The organism is Rhodothalassium salexigens DSM 2132 (assembly GCF_004341375.1).
Taxonomy (GTDB): Bacteria; Pseudomonadota; Alphaproteobacteria; order Sphingomonadales; family Rhodothalassiaceae; genus Rhodothalassium; species Rhodothalassium salexigens.
On the sequence record NZ_SLXO01000012.1, the window covers coordinates 66560 to 91729 of the forward strand.

Below are 25170 nucleotides of genomic sequence, written 5' to 3' on the forward strand. Positions count from 1 at the left end.
ATGCAGTGGGATACGATCATCGACGCGCTGGCCCATTGGGCCCATGAGACGCCAGCGGCGCGGGCGTTTGCGGCGTTCGACCATCGCTGCCGGGTCACCGACACGCTGAGTTTCGCCGCTCTGGACCGGCGCAGCGCTGTTGCGGCCGCTGCCGTCGCCGAGCGCTTTGGACCCGGGGCCCGGGTGCTGCTGGTGTTTCCCCCGGGCCTGGGGTTCATTGAAGTCTTTTTGGGCTGCCTGCGCGCCGGGGTTGTGGCGGTGCCGAGCCCCTTGCCGCGTTCGGCTGGCGATCGGGCCCGGCTGCTGGCGATTGCCGGCGACGCCGATGTGGCGGGCGCCGTGGTCGCCGACGCGGGCGTGGCCGGGGGGCTCGATGGGGTGCTCGATCGGGCGGGCATCGGCGGCGGCGCCGACGCCTGCCTGGTCTGGACGCGCGGGGACGCCGCCGACGCCGGTGCGGCGGTTTTGCCCGCGCCGACCCCCGACGCGCCGGCGTTTCTGCAATACACGTCGGGCTCGACGGCGGCGCCCAAGGGTGTGGTGGTGGCGCACCGGCCGATCCTGGCCAACCAGCGGATGATCCGCGAGGCGTTCGGCCATGGCCCCGACACGGTGTTCGTCGGTTGGTTGCCGCATTTTCATGACATGGGCTTGGTCGGCAATATCCTGCAACCGCTGTTCCTGGGAATTCCGGCTTATCTGACCGGGCCGGCGTCGTTTCTGCGCCGGCCGGCGGTGTGGCTTGAGGCCATCGACCGGTTCGGTGCCACCACCAGCGGCGGTCCCGATTTCGCCTATCGGCTGTGCGTCGAGCGGGTGTCGGAGGCCGACAGCGCCGGTCTCGACCTCGGCGGCTGGCAGGTGGCGTTCAACGGTTCGGAGCCGGTGCGCGCCGAGACCCTCGACCGGTTCGCCGACCGGTTTGCCGGGTGCGGCTTCCGGCGCGCGGCGTTTCTGCCCTGTTATGGCTTGGCCGAGGCGACGCTGTTCGTCGCCGGCGGGCGGAACGGCGCTGCCGGGCCAGTGTCCGTGTCGCTGCCGACCGATGCCTGGACGGATGCGATTGCCGCCCCGGGGGCAGAGGCTGCGCGGGCAACCGCGTCCACGGGCGACCGGCCGCTTGTCGCCTGCGGGCCGGTGGCCGCGGGGCTGGATCTGCGCATCGTCGATCCATCGGGCGCGCCTCTGGGTGCCGGCCGGGTCGGCGAGATCGCGGTCGCCGGCCCGTCGGTGTGCGGGCATTACCGCCATGGCCCGGTGGATCGGGTGCGGCTGGACGGCACCGACTATCTCCTGACCGGCGATTTGGGGCTGATGACCGATGCGGGCGATCTGGTGCCGGTCTGTCGGCGCAAGGATCTGGTGATCTCCAACGGCCAGAATCTGGCGCCGCAAGACCTGGAAGAGACCGCCCGGGCCGCGACGCCGAGCGTCGCCGCCGCGGCCGTCGTCCAGGACGGCGACGGGGTGGTGTGGCTGTTCGCCGAACTGGCGGCGGGGCGCAAGCGGCTGTCGGGCGAGGCCGCGGATGCCATGACGTCGGCGGTCGCCGCCGCCCATGGATGCCGGGTCGACCAGGTGGTGGCGGTGCGGCCGCGCGCCCTGATCCGCACGTCGAGCGGCAAGGTGGCGCGCGCGCTCTGTCTCGCGGCCCATCGCGACGATACCCTGCGCCGCGCCACCCGGGTGCGTCGGCGCCGGCCCAAGGATACGGTGGATGCGGATCTGATCGCGCTTTTGGCCGCTCATTTGCCGGTCGGCGAGAGGCCGCTTTCCGGTGCCAGCCATCCGGTGGCCTTGGGGCTCGATTCGGTCCGCGCCGTCGCTGTGGCCGCGGCGTTGGAGCGCCAACGCGGTGTGGTCGTCGATCCGGTGGCGATCCTGGCGGCGGCGAGCGTTGCCGACCTGGCGCGGCTGGTCGACCGGGCGCCGGTGGTGCCGTCCGGTGGCGCGACCGCCTCGGCCCCTGACGGCGACCGATGCCTGACGCCGGTGCAGAGCGCTTTCTACCACAGCGCGCGTAGCGATGCCGCCCGCGGTGTCGGCCAGATTCACCTGCGGGCCCGGCCGCTGGCCGCCACCGATCCCGACGCGCTGGCCAATGCCGTGGCCCGGGTCGCGGCCGCGCACCCGATGCTGACCGCGCGCTTCGAGGAAGCGGCGGACGGCACGCTTCGGGCGCGGCCAGGCAGGTACGCGCCGCACCACTGTCTGCGCGTCTACGAGGCGCGCCATCTGAGCATCGAACAGTGCCTGTTGGCCGACGCGTCGGCCGCGCCTCAGGGGCTCGATATCCGCCATTGCCCGCCCTGGCGGATCGAGCTCTATCGGGCGCACGAGGGCGATTTGCTGTCGATCCGCGCGCACCATATCGCCCTCGACATGCCCGCTCTCGGTCGTGTGCTTGTCGCTCTGGGCGACGCCTATGGCGCGGCCTGCCGCGGGTCGGCGGGCGCGCGGCCGGGCTCGCTGCGCTGGCGCGCGCTGCCGTCGCCGCGGCCCGGCGCCGCGCCCCCGCCCGAGGCGGCACCATTTGCGCTGCACCGCGCGGTGGTGCCGCTGGGCGCCGATTTCGGCGGCCGGTTGGCGCGCGCGGCGGCCGCCGCCGGTGTGACGCCCTTCGCCCTGCTGGCCGCAGGCTACCAGTTGTTCCTGGCGCGCCTGACCAGCGACCGTCGCGTGCCGGTGGCGACGCCGGTGGACATGCACGGTCCGCTGCGCGACCGGGCGGTCGGCTGCTTCATCGAGACCGGGGTGATTGCGGCCGACCTGGCGCCTGGAAGCGACCGGGCGACGTTGGTCGCGGCGGTGGCCGAGGCGCTTCGGGCCGCGCAGCGCGGCGCTGGCCCCGCCCTGCCGCTGCGGCCGGTGCCCGGCTGTCCGTTGCCGCTGCCCGGTGCGCGGTTTCTGATCGCGCTCGAAGCGCCGGAGGCAGCGGCGGCTGGCGCGGCATCGCTGATGCTCGGGCGGGGACAACCGGGCGGCGATCCGGCACGGCTGGGCGATTGGGCGGTGGCGCCTCTGCCGCCAGAACCCGGCGCATCGCTTTACGATCTATCGCTGATGGCGGTAGCCGCGGGGGACACGATGGCCGCCGCGCTCGATCTGCGTGCCGGCGCCTTCGCGCCGGCGTCGGCGCCGCTGCTGGCGGATCGGTTGGCCGACTGCCTGGACGCGGTTGTCGCAGCCCAGCCCGATGCCGTGTTGGATCGGGCGCCCAGGCACACGCCTGCGCGCACCCCGGCCCCGTCCGCCGGCCCCGACACCTTGGTCGACCTGGTGCGACGGGCGGCTTTGACGCCGTCCGGCGCGGTGCTGGCGGACGATCGGTGCGTCCCGGTCGACAGGCTCCTGGATCGGGCCCGGCGGGTCGCCGGCGGGCTGATCGAGCGCGGGGTGACGGTGGAAACCCCGGTGGCGTTGATGACCGATCCGGGGCCCGACGCCTTGGCGGTCATGGTTGGTATCTGGTTGGCCGGTGCGGTCGTGGTGCCCCTGGACCCGCGGGGTCCGGCGGCGCGTGCGGCGACGATCCTGGCCGACTGCGACGCCGCGTTGGTGGTCGCAGACAGCGACCGCGCCGGTGGGCCGCCGGTGGCCGACCCCGCGGCTTTGCTGGCCGGCGAGCCGGTGGACCTGGCCGCCTTGCCGCCGGTGGCCCCCGATCATCTGGCCTATCTGATCGCCACATCGGGCAGCAGCGGTACGCCCAAGGCGGTGATGGGAAGCCACCGGGGGGCGGCCGACTTCGCCATTGCCCAGGCGGGCGCCATCGGCCTTGGCCCGGGTGACGTGGTCCTGCAACTGGCGCCCTGGTCGTTCGACGCCAGTCTGTCCGACATTCTCATGGCGCTCCACAGCGGTGCCGACCTGTGCCTGGCAACCGGCGAGGCGCGGTTGCCGGGCCCGGCGCTCGCCGCGTTGATCGAGCGCGCCGGGGTCACCGTGATCACTGCGCCGCCGAGCGTTCTGGCCGCACTGCCCGAGCGCCCCTATGCCAGCGTGCGCACGGTGATTTCCATGGCCGAGGCCTGCACGCCGGCGGCGCTGGCTCGTTGGCAGCCCGGTCGGCGCTTCTTCAACGGCTATGGCCCGACCGAGGCGGCCATCGGCGCCACCTTGTGCGCGCTCGGGCCCGACGATCCGCCGGCCTCTCTGGGCACGCCTTTGGGGATGGGGACCGTGCAGGTCCTCGACGACCGGATGCGGCCGGTGGCGCCCGGCGGTACCGGCGAGATCTATCTGGGCGGGCCGGTGCTGGCACGGGGCTATCTGGGGCGGCCGGCCCAGACCGCGCGGGCGTTTGTGCCCGATCCGACGAGACATGGCGGCCGACTGTATCGCACCGGCGACCGGGCGCGGGTCGACGCCGACGGTCGGCTGTTGTTTGCCGGCCGGGTCGACCGCCAGATCAAGGTGCGCGGCCACCGCGTCGACCCCGAGGAGATCGAGGCGGTTGCCGCCGCCGTGCCGGGCGTGACGCAGGCGCGCCTGTGCGAGACGCCGTCGGGCGTGGCGTTGACCGTGCCGGCCCTGGCGGTGGTCGCCGATCCCGGCGCGGCGGTGGATGTCGACGCCATCCGCCACGCGCTGCGCACGGCGCTGCCGGGCTATATGCAGCCCCGCCACATCGCCCTGCTGCCGGCGCTGCCCTTGACCGCGGCGGGCAAAGTGGATGCCACGGCTCTCGCCGCGCGTGTCGACGGCGCCAAGCCCGACGCCGACGCGCCGCCCGGGCTGGCCGACGCGTCGCCCGGGATCGAGGCGTCGCCCGCGGATCTGGAACGGCGGCTGCTGGCCCGCTATCGGGCGCGGTTCGCCCTGCCGCACCTGCGCGCCACCGACAACATCTTCGAAGCCGGCGGCCATTCGCTGGCCCTGGCCGGGCTCAAGGCCGACTGCGTCGCGCTCGGCGGCCGTGCGGCCGAGCTTCGTCTGACCGACTTCTTCCGCTATCCCACCGTGCGCGCCATGGCCGAACATCTGGCCAGCCGCCCAAGGGTGGACCCGGCCGCAACCCCGACCCCGAAACCTGTCGATGGGCAGGATCGCCGGGCGGTGGCGGTGATCGGTCTGGGCCTGCGGCTGCCCGGCGGCATCGACACGCCCGAGCGGTTCTGGGATCTGCTTGCCCACGGTGGCGAGGCGCTGACCCGGTTCGACCGGGACGCCTGGGGCGCCGCCGGACTCGATCCGGCGCTGTTCGACGACCCCGGTTTCGTTCCCGTGCGCGGGGTGGTCGACGCGATCGACAGCATCGACGCGGACCATTTCGGCCTTGGCGCGCGCGAGGCGTCGCTCATGGACCCGCAGTTGCGCCTGCTGATGGAAACCGCCCAATGGGCGTTCGACGACGCCGGCTGCCGTCCCGACCGGCTCGACGCGGCCGTCGACGGCCCCGCGCGTATCCGGGTCGGGGTCTTCTGTGGTGCCGGACCGGAGACCTATTATCACCACCACATCGCACCCGACACCGCGCTTATGGCGGCACTGGGGCCGGTCAAGGCGCGCCAGGGGGCGGCGACCAGCTTCTTCGCCACCCAATTGGCCTATCGCTTCGGGCTCACCGGGCCGGCACTGACCGTGGACACCGCCTGTTCCACTGGCTTGGTGGCGGTGCATCAGGCCTGTGCGGCGTTGCGCGGCGGACAGTGCGAGATGGCGCTCGCCGGGGCGGCCAGCCTGGCCCTGCCCCAGACCGGCGGCCACAATTACGAGCCCGGTGGCATCGGCTCGCCGGACGGCCATTGCCGGGCCTATGACGCCGACGCCGCCGGGACCGTCCGCTCGGGCGGGGCGGTGATGGTGCTGCTCAAGCCGCTGGCCGCGGCGCTGGCGGACGGCGACCGCATCCACGGCGTGATCGACGGCAGCGCAGTGAACAATGACGGTCGGCGCAAGGTGGGGTTCACCGCGCCGTCGGTGGACGGTCAGGCTGCGGTGATCGCCGCGGCGCTGGCCGACGCCGGCGTCGGCCCGGGCGACATCGCCTATGTGGAGGGACACGGCACGGCGACGCCGGTCGGCGACCCGGTGGAGGTGGCAGCACTCAATCTGGCGTTCGATGGTCAAGCGCGGCGGGCCGTCGGGCTCGGCTCGGTGAAGGCCAATCTGGGCCATCTGGACGCGGCGGCCGGGCTGGCGGGGCTGGTCAAGGTGCTGCTGGCGTTCCGCCACGCGGTCTGGCCGGCGACGCCGCATCATCGCCGGCCCAACCCCGAGATCGATTTCGACGGTGGCCCGTTTCGCGTCGTTGCCGCAGCCGAGCCCTGGCCGGGCCAGCCCGGCGACGCCGGGTCGCCGCGCCGCGCCGGTGTCAGCGCGTTCGGCATTGGCGGCACCAACGCCCATCTGGTGCTGCGTGCCCCGCCGGCACCGGTCGGCATCGCACCGGCTGCCACCACGCCCAGCCGTCCGCTGCTGGTCAGCGGCAGCACCCGAGCCGCCGCCCGGACCATGGCGCGCGCGGTGGCCGGGCGGCTGGATGCCGGCGCCTGCCCGGCGGGGATCGCCCGGACCCTGGCGACGGCGCGCCGACCGGGCCGCTATCGGGCGGCTCTGTGCGACACCGACGGCGCGGCGCTGGCGGCGCGTCTCCGCGCCGACGATCTGCCGATGTGGCAGATGCCTTGCGACCCGGACGCGGCATCGGTCGCCTTACTGCTGCCGGGGCAGGGGGCGGCACGGCTGGCGCCGGTGGCCGCGCTGGCCGCTGCCGAGACCGGCTTTGCCGACCATCTGGCGGCGGTGTCGGTGCGGTTGGTCGGGGTTGGCGGCCCGGACGTGACCGCGCTGGTGGCCGCCGGCGACGATGCCGCGCTGACGGCCACCGCCATTGCCCAGCCGGCGCTGATGGCCGTGCATGTGGCGGTGGCGCGCTGGCTGGCCGACTGGGGCATCCGCCCGCATACGCTGATCGGCCACAGCCTGGGCGAGGTTACCGCGCTGCATCTGGCCGGCGGGCTGGACCTGGATGCAGCCCTGGGCTTCGCCGTCGCGCGCGGCGCGGCCATGGCTGCATGCCCCGAAGGCGCCATGCTCGCGGTCGCCGCCGGTGCCGACGATGTACGACCATTGCTGGCCGGCGACGTGTGGATCACCGCCGACAACGGCCCCCACGATGTTACCGTGGGCGGTACGCCGACCGCCGTGGCACGCTTGGCCGACGGTCTGGACGCGGCCGGCATCGCCGCGGTGCGTCTGGCCACCGACCGGGCGTTCCACACGCCGCTGATGGAACCGGCGGTCGAGCGGCTGGGCGGTGCGGTTGCCGCGCTGTCGATGGCACCGCCGCGGCTTGGCGTGCTGTCGACGATGACCGGCACGGCCCTGGCCGCCGATCGCGCGCCCGAGGGCGACCATTTGTTGGCACAGATCGTCAAGCCCGTGCGCTTCGCCGACGCCTTGGCGGCGCTCGACCCGCAGGTCCGGGCGGTGCTCGACCTGGGGCCGGGCCGTGGGTTGGCGGCGTTGGTGCGCCGGACGCTGGCGACCGGGTGTCCGGCGGCATTGGCGCTGCTGGCCCGCGGCCCGGTCGAGGCCATGGACGCGATCGGCCAGCTGTGGGCGTTGGGCGCGGCCGACCCGGGCGCCAGCGCCGACGGCCCGGTCTGGCATGGCGTCGCCCGGGCCGAGGCGCCGCTCACCGTGTTCGAGCGGCAGCGTCATTGGATCGACCCGCCGGCGGCTGTCGCGGTTCCGCTCGTCGGCCCGACGACGCCCGTGGCCGGCGATCGGCGCACATCGTCGGGCGCGGTGGCCAAGACGGACGCGCCCGACGAGGGTGGTGTGACAACCGAGGCCAACAGGGCCGGTCGGGCCGGCGAGGCGGGCACGGGCACTCTGGCGGCGGCGGTGGCCGAGGCTTGGCAATGTCTGCTGGGCGGGGACGCGCCGGGACCCGACAGCGATTTCTTCGCCGCCGGCGGCAGTTCGCTCGATGTGCTCAGGCTGTGTGCGACGCTGGAGCGGACGCTCGGTCGTGCGGTCGATCCCCGGTGCGTCTACGAACAGCCGCGCATGGGCGCCTTGTGTGCGGCGCTGGCGCAGACCGATGCGCCGGTGGCGGCGCGCCCGGCACCGTCGGGCAACCGGCCGCTGTCGCCCCAGCAGGCGGCGTTCGCCTATCTGTTGGCGCGCGGTCATCCGTCGGCCGCCTTCGTCCTGCCTTATGTGATGGAGATCGATGGCGATCTGGACACCGACCGTCTGGCCGCCGCGTTCGCCGGCGTGGTCGCCCGCCACCCGATTCTGGCGACCCGGCTGGCCCACGGCGCCGATGGTCCGATGCTGACGCCGGTGGCGGCGCCGTCCCTGTTGCGGCTGGCGGCCGCCCCGTCCTTGATGTCCCTGCCGGCAGCGGCCGACCATCAGGCGCCGCTGCCGGTGCCCGAGCCCGAGGCCGGGCCGATGATCCGCGCGGCGCTGTGGGCCGAGGCCCCGGGGCGTCATCGGTTGTGGGTGGCGCTACACCATCTGGTCGCCGACGGCCTGTCGCTGCACCGGCTGTTAGACGATCTGGCCGCCGCCTACCGTGCGCCCGAGACGCCGCCGACCCCGGCGACCGATTATGCGGATTTCGTCGCGGCGCAGGCGGCGCGGCTCGCCGACCCCGATCTGGCCCGCGATCTCGACGCCGAGGCGGCGGCCTGGCGCGCCCGGCTCGACGGTGCGGTGGCCGCCCGGCTGACCCCCGACCGGTCCGATGCGACGGCGCCCAGACCCGGGTTCGCGGCGGCCGAGCAGCCGGTGCCCCTGGACCGGGCGGCGCGTGCCGGGATCGAGCGCGCCGCTCAGGCGGCCGGTGCCACCGGTTTCGCCGCCGTCACCGCGGCGCTGGCCCGTGTGGTCGGTCGCTGGACCGGGTGTGGCGATGTAACGCTGGGCGCTGCCTTCGCCGGGCGGGTCGCTGCCGGCCATGTGGACACGGTGGGCTGTTTCGCTGTCGGCCTGCCGGTGCGCGTGACGCTGCCCGCGGGGGCCGCCTTGGTCGACACGACGGCGGCGGTTGACGCCTGGCTCAAAGCCGCCCAGGCGATCCAGGACTTGCCGCTCGACCGGCTGCGACCGCCCATCGCCGCAACCAGCGCCGGCATCAAGGCCGTGCCCGATGGGCCGCCGTTCACCATTCTGATCGCCGAAACCGTGGCGAGCGAATGCCCGCCCGATTTTGGCCCCGGTCTCCATGTCCGGCCGGTTCCGGTGTCGCGCAGCCATACCCAATACGATCTGATGGTCTGGGTGACCCGGACGGCGGCCGGCTGGCAGGCGGCGCTCGAATACCGCGCCGATCTGTTTTCCGCCGCGGCCATGGCCCGCTTTGCCGCCGATCTGGCATCGGAACTGGCCGGCGGGGTGGGGCAGCGGGATCGCGTCGATCCGGCGATCGTGCCGCCGGCTCGGCCCGTTGGCGCAGACCACCCGGCCGCTGAAAGCGTGCCGGCGCTGATTGCGCGGCAGTGTGCGGCCGGCCCCGGACGCCCGGCGTATCGACTGGCCGACGGCCCCGCACGGGCCTATGCCGACTTGGCGCGTGAGGTGGCGGTGGTGGTGGCGGCGCTCAACCGGGCCGGGCTGACGCGCCACGGCCGGGTCGGGCTGTGCATGACCCGGTGCAAGGCGCTGCCGGGGGCGGTGGTGGGTATTCTGGCTGCCGGTGGGGTCTATGTGCCGCTTGAACCCGACCTGCCGGCCGCGCGCCTCGCCACGATGATGACCCTGGCGGGCGTTGAGATCGTGTTGGCGGCCAGCGACACGGTGGCGTGTCTGCCCGGCGAGCCGGCGATACCGGTGCTCCTGGCCGACCGGTTGCCGCCGGTCGACGAGGCGGCGCTGCCGCCGGCGCCGGGCCTTGAAGACCCGGCCTATATCCTGTTCACCTCGGGGTCGACCGGCGAGCCGAAGGGCGCGGTCAACACCCATGGCGGGTTGGCGAACCGGGTCGCCTGGATGGTGCGCCGGTTCGGTGTGGGGCCGGACGACCGGGTGTTGCAGAAGACGCCGCTCGGCTTCGATGTGTCGTTGTGGGAACTGCTGACCCCGCTCGCCGCCGGCGCGACGCTGGTTCTGGCTGCACCAGATGCCCACAAGCGTCCCGATCGGCTGGCCCGGACCATGGCTGAGAGCAGCGTGACGGTGGCGCATTTCGTGCCATCGGCGTTTCCGGCCTTCGTCCAGGCCGCCGATGCCCAGGCGCTGTCGGCGCTGCGGCTGCTGGCGTTCAGCGGCGAGGCGTTGACGCCCGACCTGCTCGCCGCGTTCGAGGACCGCTTCGCCGATCATCCGGCCGCTCTGGTTAATCTCTATGGTCCGACCGAGACCGCCATCGAGGTGTCGTGTTGGCAGCATCGGCGCGGGCAGGTCCCGGCGCGGGTGCCGATCGGGACCGCCATCGACGGTGTACGATTGAGTGTTCGCGACGCCTGGCTCGATCCGGTGGCCGCCGGCGCGGCGGGTGAGATCTGTATCGGCGGCGTGGCGGTGGGCTGGGGCTATGTGGGCCGACCGGGCGCCACGGCCGCGGCGTTCCGGCCTGACCCGGCGGGACCGCCGGGGGCGCGGCTTTACCGGACCGGCGATCTGGGCGCGGTGGGGGCGGACGGCCAGATCCTTTATCTCGGCCGGCGCGACCGCCAGGTGAAACTGCGCGGCCAGCGCCTGGAGCTCGACGAGATCCGCCTCGCCCTGGTGGCCGACGCGCGGGTTGCCGAGGCCGCCGTGGTGCCGGGCCGAACCGCCGCCGGCGAGACCGTGGTCCGCGCCTTTGTGGTGCCGACCGCGGACGCCGCGCGCGACGGTCTGGGGGCGGCGCTGCGCGACCGGCTCGGACACGCCTTGCCGGGCTGGATGGTGCCGGGCGAGATCGGTCTGCTTGATGCGCTACCCTTGACCCGGTCCGGCAAGCTCGATGTGGCGGCGCTGCCCGGCGCACCCGGCGCACCCGGCGCACCCGGCGCGGCCGAGCCAGCGGCGCCGGCGCCGACGGATGCCCCGGCCCGGGTCGTGCCGGCACAGGGCCCGGAACAAGCCGCGGCCCCGGAACATGCCCAGGCCCAGCCCCGGGCGTCGGCTGAGGCGACCGCGCCGGGGGCGCTGCGGGCCGCGGTGTTGGCGGCCTGGCGCGATGTGCTGGCGCGACCGGATCTGGACGCCGACGCCGACTTCTTCGCCCACGGCGGCACGTCGCTGAGCGCGGCCCGGCTTGCCGCCCGGCTCGAAACGGCGCTCGGCCGACCGGTCGATCTGGCCTGGGTCGTCGAGGGCCGGACGCCGGCAGCGGTGGCCGCTATGCTCGCCCATAGCGCGAGCCTGCCGCCCGAGGTGTCGCCCGAGCCGCGGTCGGTGCCACCGTCGGCGCCGCGGTCCGTCGCGGCGTCCGCGTTGTCCACCGGCGCGGCCGGCGAGCCGGCGGTACCCGCGCCCGGCGGCGCGCTGGCTTTATCGGACCTGCAGGCGGCCTATCGCTTGGGGCGCAGTACCGCCTTCGCGCTCGGAGGGTCGGGCACGCGCGGGTATCTGGAGGTTGAGGTGGCGGGCCTTGACCCCGATCGCTTCGCCGCCGCGGTGCATGCGGTGATCGCCCGGCACGACGCGCTGCGCAGCGTGATCACCGATGCCGGGCTGGAGATCCTGGCCGACCCGCCGGCCTTCGTGCCAGGCATTGAAGACCTGCGCGGAGCCTCGGCCGACGCGCAGGCCGAGGCGCTTGAGGCGCGGCGTGTGGCCTTGCAGGCGGGACGGGCGGCACTCGACCGGTGGCCGCTGTTCGACATTCACCTGACCCTGCTGCCCAACGACCGGACGCGCGTGCATCTGAGCGTCGAGGCGATCATCCTGGACGGGCAGAGTGCGGCGATCCTGGAGCGCGACCTGAACATGGCTTATGCTGCGTTGGGGCGGGGCGATGAACCCGGCGATGCGTTGCCGCCGCCGCGCCATCGCCTGGCCGACGCGGTGGCGGCCCGGGATCGCTGGTCGGCAGCGCATCGGCCGGCGGCGCGCGCGTGGTGGCAGATGCGGCTGGCCACGCTGCCGGACGCTCCCGCTCTGCCCTATGCCCGGCCCCTCGGCACCATCGAGGCGCCCGAGAGCCGGCGCACGCCGGTGCTGTCGTTGGACGGCACGGCATGGGCCGCGCTGACCGAGTGCGCCGGAGAGCGGGGCGTGACGCCGAGCGCATTGTTGCTGACCGTGTTTGCGCTGACGCTCGCCGATTTCGCCGCGGCGCCGGACTTCACCGTCAATGTGACCATCGACGACCGGCCGGTGGATCTGGCCGATGCGGACGCGGTGGTGGGCAACTTCACCTCGGCGGTGCTGGCTGGCGTGCGCGCGCAGGCGGCGTGCCCGGTGGTGCAGACCGCGCGGGCGGTGCAGGCGGAGGTCCTGGCCGGTTACGCCCACCGCGCCTATGGTGGTCCGGCGGTGGTTCGCGATCTGGCGCGCGTTCGGGGCCGTGTCGGCGACGCGCTGATGCCCGTGGTGTTCACCAGCCTGTTGACCGAGCGCGCGCCCGGCGCCGACGACCGCCCGACGGCGCGCCCCGGTGTGATCGATTTCAGCCGCCCGATGGCCGGCGTCGCGTTTACCTCGCAGGCAGCGCTCGACTGCGTTTGCTGGCCCACGGGCGAGGGCGGTGTCGAGGTGGTCTGGGACAGCGTGGCTCAGGCATTGGCGCCCGAGACGCTCGCCGCCATGGCCGACCGGTTCGCGGCCATCGCCCGGTCGGTGGTCCGCCACGGGCTCGACCGGCCGCCCCCGGCGCGCCCGCCGGATCAAGGCGATGACCTTGGCGCGGGCCCCGGTGCGGGTGGGGCGACGGACCAGGAAGCGCAAGGCGCCCTCGACGCCCAAGCGATCCGCGGTCGGCTCGACCGGATGGTGTTGGACGCCGCTGCGGCCGATCCGGTGGCGTGCGCGGTGGCGGCGCCGGATCGCCGTCTGCGCTATGGCGAATTGGTGGCCGAAGCGCGCACCTTTGCCGAGGCCCTGCGCGACGCCGGCGTGGCACCCGGCGACCGGGTCGGGCTGCATCTGCCCAGCGGTTGGCGCGCGGTGGTGGCGATGCTGGCGATCCATCTGGTGGATGCGGCTTATGTGCCGGTGACGCCCAGCCTGCCGGCGCGGCGCCGGGCCGATCTTCTCGACCGCTGCGGCGTTAGCGTTCTGGTGTCGGACCAGGCATCGGAGCCCGAGGCGGCGGTGTGCGACACCCGGGTCTGCGTGTTGGTGCCCGACCCGCCGCCGGTCGCGGCGGTGGCGACACGGCGCGATGTTCGCGCCGCCGATGCGGCCGACCCAGACGACCCGGACGCGCTGGCCTATGTGATCTTCACGTCGGGCTCAACCGGGGTTCCCAAGGGGGTGGCGGTCAGCCATGCGGCGGCGGCCAACACCATCGTCCATATCAACCGGCGTTTCGCCGTGGGCCCGGCCGATCGGCTGCTGGCGGTGTCGTCCCTGGGCTTCGACCTGTCGGTTTATGACGTGTTCGGCACGCTGGCGGCCGGCGCGTGCCTGGTGATCCCGCCACCGGGCCCGGGGCCGATCAATCCGGCGCAGTGGGGGCAGGCGGTTGCGCAAGAGCGGGTTACGGTATGGAACTCGGTGCCGGCGCTGATGGGGTTGTTCCTCGACCAGTGGCAGGCGGACGGGCGCGGTGCGCTCGATAGCCTGCGATTGTGTCTGCTGAGCGGCGACTGGGTGCCGGTGCCGCTGCCCGACCGGGTCCGGGCGCTGGCGCCGGGCGCCGGGATTGTCTCGCTGGGCGGGGCCACCGAGGCGGCGATCTGGTCGATCGCCTATGAGATCGGCGCGGTCGATCCGGCGTGGGCGAGCATTCCCTATGGCCGCGCCTTGCCGGGCCAGGAGGTGGTGGTGGTCGACGGGGCGCTCGCCCCGCGGCCTGTGGGCGTCACCGGACAGATCGCCATCGCCGGCGCGGGGCTTGCCCTCGGCTATCACGGCGACCCGGCGGAAACCGCCCGGCGCTTCGTCACCCGGGCGTGCGACGGCCGGCGTTTCTACCTGACCGGCGACCTGGGCCGGCGCATGGCGTCGGGCGATATCGAGTTTCTGGGCCGCGAGGATACTCAGGTGAAGATCCGCGGCAACCGCCTGGAACTGGGCGAGGTGGAGGCCGCGCTCGAAAGCCATCCCGGCGTCGACCGCGCGTTGGTGGTCGCCGAGTGCGACGCCGAGGGGCGTCAGGTGGTGCGTCTGGCGGGCTATGTATCGGAGGCGATGGCGGGCCTCCGTCGGGTGCGGTCCGACGGCGCGGTCGCGTTTCGCGCGGAGGCGGTGGCGGCGGCGGTGCGAGCCGGGCTCGCGGGCCATGGCGACGCGGCGCGCACCGCTCCCGATGACGCCACGCTCGCGGCGCTGCTGGACGAGATGACCGAGACCTACACCGCCTCGGTGCTGGCGGCGTTCGAGCGGCTCGACCTGTTTCAGACGGTGGACCGCTGGCAGACGGTCGAAGAGGCGCGCGCGCATGCCGGGCTTCAGCCGCGCTACCGCCGCTGGCTGGCCCGTGCCTGCGACCATCTGGCCGGGCTTGGGCTGCTGCGCGAGGCCGGCGGCGGTTACGCCCGCCCGCCCGCGCCGTTGTCGCTGCCGTCGCCGCCCGCGGCCGAGGCGGAACCGTGGCTGGCCGACATCCTGACCGGGCGGCGCCACTCGGGCGAGCTTTACGCGGCGGCGGGCATGGAAGAGGCTTACGAGCGCCATTTCGCCACCGCCTATGCCGGGGTGCGGGCGGCGCTGGCGGCGCTTCTGCCGACCGGCCCCGAGGCGCCGCGGGTGCTGGAGGTCGGGGCCGGCTATGGCACCCTGACCCGCCAGGTGGTCGACCTGTTCGACGCCGGGGCGCAGTACCTGTTCACAGATGTGTCCCAGTTCTTTCTGGAGAAGGCACGCGGATCTCTCGACGCGCGCGCGGTGGTGCAGACCGACCTGCTGGACCTGGACCGCGACATGGGCGTTCAGGGCGTGCCGGCCGACGCCTTCGACCTGGTGCTGGCGGCAAGCGTTGTCCACGCCGTGCCGGACATTCGCCGCACCTTGGGGCACCTGTTCGCCGTGATGGCCCCCGGTGGCGTGCTGGTGATGGTGGAAGAAACCCGGTTCTGGCCGTTCTTCGACCTGGGCATGGGGCTGCAGCAGGGCTTCGACAGTGCCCGAGACACCGACCTGCGCCCCGACCATGCGCTGCTCGACCGCCGGCAATGGGACGACGAGCTGCGCCGCGCGGGCTTCGAGGCGTTGGCGCTGGTGACGCCCGAGGGGTCGGCCGCCGATCGGCTCGGCTTCGACGTGATCGTGGCGCGGGTGCCCGATACCAAGCCGGTGTTCGACTCGGCGGGGCTGTTGGCCCATGTGCGCGCGCGCCTCGCCGCCCATGCGGTGCCCGCTGCCGTGCTGCCGGTGGCGCGGTGGCCGCTGACCGCCAACGGCAAGATCGATCGTGCCGCCTTCCGCCGGCTCAGCGCGCCCAAGACCGTCGCGGCGTCTGCCGAGCTTGATGCCGATCAGGCGCGTGTCGCCGCCCTGTGGACCGACATTCTGGGCGAGACCCCGGTGGCGCCGGGCGCCGATTTCTTCGCGCTCGGCGGCGACTCGCTCAGCGCGTCCAAGCTGGTCATCGCCTTCAAGGGGCAATTGGGGGTGGACGTGCCGATCAGTCTGGTTTTCGAGGCGCCGACCCTGGCCGACCAAGCGGAACTGGTCGCGGTGGCCGCTGCGATGGTCGAAACGGCGGGCGCGCCGGCCGACATCGACGGCGCGGCGACCCGGGCGGCGGTGGAGGGCGAATTGTGAGTGCGGCCGGTTTGATCGTCGAACTGGCCCGACGCGGCGTGCGCCTGTGGGTCGAGGACGGCCGGCTTCGCTTCAAGGCGCCCGACGCCGAGGCGTTCCCCGAGCCGCTGCGTGAGCGGGTGCGCGCCCATAAGACCGAAATCCTGGCACTGCTCACCCGCACGGGTACCGCCGCGCCGGCGCCCGTGCCGGTGGCCGACCCCCATCGGGTCGCGCCGGCGTCCTTCGAACAGCGTCGGTTTTTGCTTCTCGATCGGCTGTTCGGCGCCGGGGCGGCCTACAATCTCAGTTCGGCCTTTCTCCTTGAGGGCGCGCTCGACCGCACCGCCTTGCAGGCTGCGGCCGAAGACGTGGTCGCCCGCCACGAGGTTCTGCGCACCCGGTTCGAAGAGCGCGACGACGGTTTCGTCCAGATGGCGCGGCCGATCGATCTGCCGTTTGACGTCCATGCGGCCGAGCGGGTGGCGGATGGTGACGATCCCCAAACCTGGCTGCGTGCGGTTCTGGCCCATGTGCGCGCGGCCGGCGCCGAACCGTTCGACCTGATGGCCGGGCCGCACGCCCGCCTGGCGCTCTACATCCAGGACGAACGGCGGCACGTCTTGGCCGTGCATCTGCACCATATCGTCTCCGACGACCAATCCATCGCGGTGTTCGTGGCCGACCTTCAGGCGGCCTATGCCCGCCGCACGGCAGGCGTCGACGGAACCAAAGCCCGGGTCAGGACGGGGGCGAAGGCGGGGGCGAAAAGGGGGGCGGAAACCGCAGCGCCCGAGGCGATGGCACCGCTCCTGCGTCAGTACCGCGACTATGCCTGTTGGCAGTCGGACCGCGCGGCGGGGGCGGATCAGGAGGCCATGGAACAGGCGTGGTGCGAAGCGCTCGCCGGGTTCACGCCGCGTCTGGGGTTACGGCTGCCACGGCCGGGCCGGGATGCCGACGCCGGCCCGTTTGCCGGTCTGGTGGTGGAGGCCGCCCTCGATCCCACCGCGCTCGACCGGGCCCGCCGGGCGCTTGCCGACCGGGGCCGGTTCACCGACTTCCACCTGCTGTTGGGGGCCTATGCGCTGACGCTCTGGGCCTATAGCCGGCAGGATGACATGACCGTGGGCACGCCCGTTTCCATGCGCCGCGACGCCCATCTGGACCGGACCATCGGTCCGTTTCTGAACGCGGTGCCGCTGCGTCTGCGGCTCGACCCCCAACAAACCGTGGCCGAATTGCTGGAGAGGGTGCGCCAGGCGACGGTGGCGGGGCTCGCCCGGGCCGATGTGCCGGCCGAACGCCTGGTCGACCTGGTCCGCCCGGCACGCGCCGAGCCGCACATGCCGCTGTTCGAGGCCTTGTTCGCCCTGGAAGACACGGCGGTCGGCCTGATGGCGTTGCCGGGCCTGACCATCGAGACGCTGACCGTGGACAATCCGGCGGCAAAGTACACCTTGGCCCTGTTCGTTCAGCATCGCGGCGGTCGGCCGGTGGCCGTGCTCAAGGGACGGCGCGACCGGATCGCCGAGCCAGCGGCGCGCGCCCTGCTCGACGCTTTCGTGGCGACGGTTGCGACGCTGGCCGGGCGGATCGGGCAGCCGGTGGCAGACGCGGCGCCGGGAACGGGCGTCGAGGACGATCCGGGTGCGGCGGCGCTCATCGGCGCCCCGGCGCCGCCGACGACGACCTTGCATGGTCTGGTCGCGCCGGCGGTGAACCGGCATGGCGCGCGCCTGGCGGTGGACGATGGCGAACGGGCGCTGACCTATGCCCAGTTGGACCGCGCGGCCGCCGACCTGTGTGCCGCGCTCGGTGCCGCGGGTGTCCGGCCGGGTGACCGGGTGGTGGTGCGGTTGGCCCGGTCGGCCCTGAGCGTGGTGGCGTTGCTCGGCGTTCTGCGCGCCGGCGCCGTCTATGTGCCGGTCGAGCCCGAGCTGCCGGCCGACCGCCAGCGGCATATGGTGCAGGCGGTCGGCGCGCGCTGGGCGGTGACCGAGCCGGACCCGGTGGCCGACCTCGGGGCCGTGCCCGGTTTTGAGGCGGTGACATGGGTGCCGGTGGATGCCGGCGGCGGGCTCGACCGCTCGCCGGCGGCACCCGCAGCGGCGCCGCCCGCCGACGTGTCGCCGGACGCCCCTTGCTGCATCTTCTTCACCTCGGGCTCGACCGGTCGGCCGAAGCCGGTGCTGCTCAGCCATCGGGCGATGGCCAACAATCTGTTGTGGATGCAGGACCGTTGGCCGTTGACCCCCGACGATTTGTTATGCCTGAAGGCGCCGCTGGGCTTCGACGTGTCGTTGAAGGAAATCGTCTGGCCGCTGATGGCCGGCGCTTGCGTGGTGCCCGCGGCACCGGGCGCCCATCGCGATCCGGTGGCGCTGCGCCGGTTGATCGTCGAGCGCGGTATCACGGTGATCCATCTGGTGCCGGGGATGCTTGACCATGTGCTGGCGGCGGGGGCGGCGGATCTGGACACGTTGCGCCTGGTCATGTGCGGGGGCGAGGCGCTGACGCCGGACCTCAAGACCCGCTTTTTCGACCGGCTGGGGGCCGAACTCCTGCACCTCTACGGCCCGACCGAGGCGGCCATCGCGGTGACCGGGGTCAGCCTCGACCGCGCCGGGCCGGTGCATCTGGGCGCACCCACCCATGGCGTCCGGCTCATGGTGCTGGATGACGCCGGGCGGGGGATGCCGCCGCTTGGCGTTGGCGAATTGTGCATCGCCGGGGTGGCGCTGGCCGAGGGATATGAGGGCGATCCAGCCCTCACGGCGGCGCGGTTCCGCCCGGTCCCCGAGGGCGCCGACCCCGGGGCCCGGCTCTATCGCACCGGCGATCGGGTTTGGCGCGACGAGGTCGGTCGGTTGATCTATGCCGGTCGTGTTGATCGCCAGGTGAAGATCGGCGGCGTGCGCATCGAGCCCGGCGAGGTCGAGGCCGCCTTGCGCGCCCACCCCCGGATCGCCGCCGCGGCGGTGGCCGCCGATAAGGAGGGCCGCGGGCTCGACGCCTGGCTGGTGGCCGAGCCCGGGCCGCAGCCGTCTCAAGACCAGGTGGCGGCGTTCATCGCCGACCGGCTGCCGCTTGCCATGGTGCCGCGGCGATTGTTTTGGCGCGATCGGTTGCCGCTGTCGGCCAATGGCAAGGTGGATCTGGCCGCCTTGGCCGCCGATGTCCGCAGCCCGCGCCCGCACGCCGGTGTTCCCCGGTCGGGCCTTGTGGCCACGCTCACCGAGGTCTGGCGGACCGTGTTGGGCCATGACGGTTTCACCGAGCACAGCCGTTTCTTTGAAGTCGGCGGCACCTCGGCGCACTTGATGCAGGTGCAGCGCCGCTTGAGCGCGCGGCTGGGCCGCACGGTGCCGGTGGCCGATTTCTTCGACCATCCCACCATCGCAGACCTGGCGCGTCATTGGCAGGGGATGGCGGACGATGGGCCAGGGGGCGAGGCTAAGGCGGGCGAGGCGGCGGCGACGGAGGGGGCTGCGCCCGCGTGCGCGGCGACCGGAGGGGCTTTGGCGGTGGCCGATACCGGTCGGCCGCCGGTGGCGATCACCGGTTATGCCGGGCGCTTTCCGGGCAGCGCCGACGCCGACGCCTTCTGGGATCATCTGTGCGCCGGCCGTGTGTTGATCGAGACCTTGGACGACGACCGCCTGCGCGCCGCGGGCGCCACGGCGGAGGAGATCGCGGCGCCCGATTATGTGAAGGCGCGCGGGCTGTTGATCGGGTTCGAGGCCCTCGACGCCGCCGCCTTCGGCCTGACCCCGCGCGAGGCCGAGATGCTCGACCCGCAGAACCGGCTGTTGTTCGAACTGTGTGAGGAGGCCCTCGCCCATGCCGGGCTTGATCCCGGCGGGCCGGACACCGGCCGGGTCGGCGTGTTCATGAGCGTCAGCCGCAGCAGCTTCTTTCTCAACCTGCTCGCCGGTGTGCCGGACCTCTATGCCCGCTACGGCCCGCAGCAGTTGGCGATCGCCACCGACAAGAGCTTCGCCGCGACGCAGATCGCCTATCGCTTCGGGCTGACCGGACCGGCGCAGACCGTGGATACCGCCTGTTCGTCGGCGCTGGTGGCGCTGCACGCCGCACGCCGGGCGATCGAGGCGGGCGAGTGCGACGCGGCGTTGGTCGGCGCGGCCTCCGTGGATGTGCCGGCGGTGCGCGGCTATGTCTACCAGGAGGGCAATATTGCCGCGCGCAGCGGCCGCTGCCGACCGTTCGACGCTGACGCCGACGGCACGGTCAAGGGGGCCGGCGCCGGCGTCGTGGTGCTGCGCCGCGCCGACCGGGCCGCGCGCGCGGGCGATCCGGTGCGCGCCATTCTGGCCGGCTCGGCGGTCAACAATGATGGTGCCGACAAGGCCGGCTTCACCGCCCCGAGCCCGTCCGGGCAGAGCGCGGTGATCCGCCGCGCCTTGGCCGAGGCCGGGGTTGCGGCCGCAGCGGTGTCTTATGTGGAGGCCCACGGCACCGGCACGGCGCTTGGCGACGCGCTCGAAGCGGCGAGCCTGGCCGAATTGTTCGGGACGACCGCGGCGGCGTCGGCGGCGGATGGCGATGACGCGGCGCCGGCGCCGCTGGTCGGTGCGGTCAAGGGCAATATCGGCCATCTGGACGCCGCCGCCGGGATCGCCGGTCTGATCAAGGCGGTGCGGGTGATCGAGACCGGCTGGGTCCCGCCCAGCGGCGGTTATGCGCAGCCGGCTGCCGACCGGCCCGCCTTAAGGGTGGCCGCGCGGCTCACACCGTTGGATTGCCGGATCGGGGATGAGGCGGTGGCCGGTGTCAGTTCGTTCGGCATCGGCGGTACCAACGCCCATGCCGTGCTGCGTGGCCGCCCCAAGGCGCCCGATGCGGCGTCACCGGGACCGCGGGCGACCGGGGCCGATGACCCGCCGGCCCTGCTGCTGCTGTCGGCGCCGACGCCGGCCCATCTGCCCGACTATGGCGCGGCGATCGGGGCGCGGGTGGCGGCCGGCGACGCATCGCTGGCCGATATCGCCCATACGCTCGACCGCGGGCGGCGGCGTCTGCCTGCGCGGGCCTATGCGGTCGGCGGTCGGGCCGGGCTGGTGGCGTCGCTCGACCGGCTCGGCGCGGATGCCGCTGCCGTGCCCGGTGCGCCGCCGGCGCTGGTGTTCTTCCTGCCCGGCCAGGGCGGCGCGGATCTGGCGCAGATATCGCGCGTCCACCACGCCTTCGCCCATTATCGCTGCACGGTGGCCGACCTGTTGGCGACGCTTGATGCTGGCGCGGCGGCACCGCTTCGTGCGGCCTTCGAGGGCGGCACGGATGCCGCTGCCCTGGCGTCCGACACCGCCATGGCGCAGCCGCTGTTGTTCCTGCACGCGCTGGCCATGGCCGATCTGCTGGCCGATCACGCCGTGCGGCCCGATCGGCTGGTGGGCCAAAGCCTGGGCGAGTTCACCGCCGCCGTACTCGCCGGATTGGTCGACCGGGCGGTGGCACTGCGCTTGGTGATCGCCCGCGGTCGGCTGATGGCCGCGGCACCGGCCGGCGCCATGCTCGCCGTGGCGGCCGACCCGGCCGGGGTGTCGGGGGATCGGATCGCGGCCTGCCGTTGGGTGTCGCGCGGGCCGGCGGCGCAAGGCGTGCTGGCCGGCGACGCGGACGCCGTCGCCGCGGCCGCGGCCGGGCTGGCCGAGGCCGGCGTGCGCTGCCGGCGGCTGGCTGTCGCCCATGCGTTCCACACACCGGCGATGGCCGGGGCGGCCGAGGCCTGGGCCGGCCTGTTGGCGGCTGAGCGGCTGTCGCCGCCCGCCCGGCCTTGCCTGTCCAACCTGACGGGCGATTGGTTGACCGCGGAGCAGGCGACCGATCCGGCCTATTGGGCCCGTCAGATGGTCGAGTCCATGGCGCTGGGCGACGGGCTCGGCCGGTTGGCCGATGACCGGCCGGTGCTCGGCTGGGATCTCGGGCCGGGCCGGGCGGTCGCGGGACAATTCGCGCCGATCCAGGCCGATACGCTGGCTCTGTCCGCGCGCGACGGTGACCTTCGGGTGGGCCTTCTCGACCGGCTCGGCCGGTTGTGGTGTCGGGGGATGCCAGTGGCGGCGCTGGGGTCTGCGGACGGCCAGGGGCGGCGCAAGCTAGCCTTGCCCGGCTATCCGTTCCGTCGACAGCGCCATTGGCCGGTCGGGGCGGAGACCGCTGCGCCCCCGGGCGGAGTGCGGGGGGGTGCCTGGGGTCAGGCCGTCGGCGCGGCTCGGGCAGCGGGTGCCGGGGCGCCGTCTGCGGTCACCGCTCGGCCTTTGGCGGCCGACCCTGGCGACGGCGGGACGGCGCCCGCAGGTGCCGCCGGTGACACCGGCGCGGTGGTGCGGCGCTGGCTGTGGCAGCGCTGGTCGCCCGGGCCGGCGGGTGCGCCGGGCCGGTCCTGGCTATGGCTGACCGAGCGGCCTTTGCCGGTGTCGTGGGGCATTGATCCCGCCGATTGCCGGCCGTTGGACCCGGCATCGCTGCGCGCGGCTCTGACCCGGGCGACAACGACAGCGACGGCGGGGACGGCGACGGATGGCGGTGCTGCGCCGCTTGGGTTGGTGATCGCCGATCCCGCTCCCGACGCCGCGTTCGTCGCGCGAGCGCGGGCGGTGTTGGCGGCGGCCGTCACCGAGCCTGAGACCGAGCCCGGCGCGTCATCGCCGGCGCCACCGCGCCCGCTCGCTTTGGTCGGGGCGGGATTTGGCGGCGCGAGCGTGCCGCCGGGGCAGGCGGGGGCGTTGGCACAGGCTTGGGTCGAGGCCCATCCGGCGCCCGGTTTGATCGTCGACATGGGCGCAGAGGCATCGTCCGGCCCCTTGGCGCCGCTAATGGACAGCCTCGCCAATGTGGCGGAGGACGAGGGGATCGCTTGGGCGGCCTTGGTCGGCGGCGGCTGGTGGCGGCGGTGGACCGTTGCTGGCGACGCGCCCGCCGGCCCCAAGGTGGCGTTGCTGGTCGGCCTGGACGGACCGGTGGCGACACGGGCACGGGCCGGGTCCGGCCCCACGGCCGACGCCTTGACCGGCGGCGCCCGCGGCGGTTTGGGCGCAATGTTTCTCGATTGGCAGGGCGGGCTGGCGCTGTCCTCCGGCCGGCGTCTGGACTGCGCGCATCCCGAAGCGCTGAGCGCGGCGCTCGCCGAGGCGGCGCGCACCGTGGGGCCACCGGGGGCGGCGTTCGTGAACATGGCCGGTCTCGCCGCCGCCGGCGATGCCGCCACACCGTGGGTCGCGGCACTGCGGGCGGCCGGTCTTCCGCTGGCCGGTCTCGTCTTGGCCGAGGCGGCGGGGGCGGGCGTCGAGGCGACCGGTGACGGCGGGGCGGGCGCCACGGCGGCGCCCCTGCCGACCGTGATGGTGACCGCGTCGCGCTGGTCCGCGGCCGATCTGGACGCGTTGCTGGTTGCCTTGGGCTCGGTGGCGGGGGCGGTTGCTGCGGGGGCGACGCACGACTGGTTGATCCGGGTGCCTGACCAAAACTTCTCTCCGGGTGTGTCGACCGCCGACCCTGCCATTCTGTTGGACGCGGTGCTGGCTGTCTGGGCTGATCTCATCGGGTTGGAGGCGCTGACGGCGGATACCGATTTCTTCGCCATAGGCGGCGACTCGTTGCTTGCCGCGCGGGTCGTCACGGCGCTGAACCAACGCCTCGGCAGCGCCTTGCTGGTTGCCGACCTGTTCGACCATCCGCGTGCTGGCGACTTGGCCACCCATTTGGCGACTGTGTTGAGCGCCGGCGTCTGCCCGTTGCAGGCGTCCGACGCCGGCGAACGCCCCGGGCGGCGCGAGCCCGTCGACCCCGAAATGCAGGAGGCGTTCGAACTGTGACCTGGTTCACCCCGCATGTGGCCCGCGACGACGCCTTTGTGCCGCCCGACTTTCATATCGGGCAGTTTTTCTACGATGCCCGGACGGCGCGCCGGCTCGCCGACGCGCTCGACGGGTATCGCGCGCCCTGCTGTTTGTGCACTCCGCGATTGGCTGCCGAGTGGCATCGCCGGGGCCGGACGGTCGCCGCGTTGGACATCGACACCCGGTTCGCTTTTCTGCCCGGGTTCAGGCGCTTCGATCTGAACGCGCCGACCGCCATCGACGCGGTCTTCGACGCGATGATTTTTGACCCCGTGTTCCAGGCCGCGGCGACCTTGCGCCGCCCGGTGGAGTTGGCCTTGAAAGCCAGCCGGGCGCACGGGCCGGTGGATTTGTTCGTCACCTTCCCCCGAGAGCGCGAGAGCGATTTGCTGGCCAGCTTCGCCGAGTTCGAGCTGCGGCCGCTGCGCTTTCCGCTGGTCTATAATAATGTCAAGCCGGACCAGCAGCATCGTTTCGGTCTTTATGGCCCGTATGAGCCGGGCGCCGGCCCCCCGTCGGTGGCCTGATGGGCAGCGATCCGGGGCCGGTCTGCCAACCCGTTGCCGACGGGCCGCATCGCTCGCCGGCCCCGGGCGAGTGGATTGCCCTGCGCTGGAGGGGCGAAACGGCCGTCCAGGCGGCGCGATCGCTGCGCGCCGGGGCGATGGTCTTGCTCTATGGGGCGATTGGGCATCCTGCGGTCGCCACAGCAGCGCGCTCGGCGCCGCTGACACCGGCCGAACGCGCCCGGGCGGCGCGGTATTTGTTCGCCGCCAACCGTGATGAATTCGTCGCCGGGCGGGCCATGGTCCGGCATGTTCTGGGCCCGTTTTTCGGTGTGGCGCCGGGGGCGCTCGGGTTCGATGCGGCCGCGTTTCACAAACCCCGGGTTACCTGGCCGGGGGCGGACCATGTTGACGTCAGCCTGTCGCACGCGGACGGCTGGGTGGCGTGCGCTTTGGCTGGGGGCTGCGTCGTGGGCGTCGATGTGGAACCCGACCGCGTCCTGGCCGCCGACGACCGGGACGGCATGGCGCGCCAGGTGTTCGCGCCGGGGGAACGGGCCGCCCTCGCTATCGCCGGGGCGCAAGCGGATGCGGGGGCGAGCCTGTTTTTCGAGATCTGGCGGCGCAAGGAAGCGGTGCTCAAAGCGGCCGGGCTCGGCTTTTCTGGCGACCCGGCGGCCCTCTGTCTGGCCCGCCCCGATACCCGAACGGGCGTGGCCTGGCAGTCGACGGTGGTGTTCGCGGGACGACGCTGGCAGGTGGCATCGGTGACTCCGCCCGGCGCGCCGCCGATGGCGCTCGCATGGTCGCCCAACGATCCGCCTCGCAGCCGCCCCGGTGCAGCCTGAATGCTGCTTTCAAAGGCGCGGTTTTCAGCCGTTTTGAGCCGCTCGCGCTGAAAAAGTCTCGGCCGCATGAAAAACCTGTTGACGGGTTTGGGGGTGGGTTATAGAAGGCACCCCACGGCGCCGCTGAGGCGCTGTTCAAGACATCGCCGGCCTTGAGGG

At 73.5% G+C, this 25170-nt stretch carries 4 protein-coding genes; all 4 read left to right on the forward strand.

Annotated elements, in window-relative coordinates; translation table 11 throughout:
• The 4 genes from EV659_RS13275 to EV659_RS13290 are packed head-to-tail and all read left to right on the forward strand — an operon-like array spanning nucleotide 1 to nucleotide 25011.
• Nucleotides 1–15816, forward strand: a complete 15816-nt coding sequence (locus tag EV659_RS13275; RefSeq protein WP_132709378.1) for a non-ribosomal peptide synthetase/type I polyketide synthase — start codon at nucleotides 1–3, stop codon at nucleotides 15814–15816.
• On the forward strand, nucleotides 15813–23633 hold the full coding sequence (locus EV659_RS13280) for a non-ribosomal peptide synthetase/type I polyketide synthase (RefSeq protein WP_165878908.1): 7821 nt from the start codon (nucleotides 15813–15815) through the stop codon (nucleotides 23631–23633). Before EV659_RS13275 ends, EV659_RS13280 begins: the two co-directional genes overlap by 4 nt.
• On the forward strand, nucleotides 23630–24184 hold the full coding sequence (locus tag EV659_RS13285) for a hypothetical protein (protein ID WP_165878909.1): 555 nt from the start codon (nucleotides 23630–23632) through the stop codon (nucleotides 24182–24184). Before EV659_RS13280 ends, EV659_RS13285 begins: the two co-directional genes overlap by 4 nt.
• Nucleotides 24184–25011, forward strand: coding sequence for a 4'-phosphopantetheinyl transferase family protein (locus tag EV659_RS13290; RefSeq protein ID WP_132709381.1), 828 nt, complete (start codon nucleotides 24184–24186; stop codon nucleotides 25009–25011). Before EV659_RS13285 ends, EV659_RS13290 begins: the two co-directional genes overlap by 1 nt.
• Nucleotides 25012–25170 lie beyond the last annotated feature (159 nt).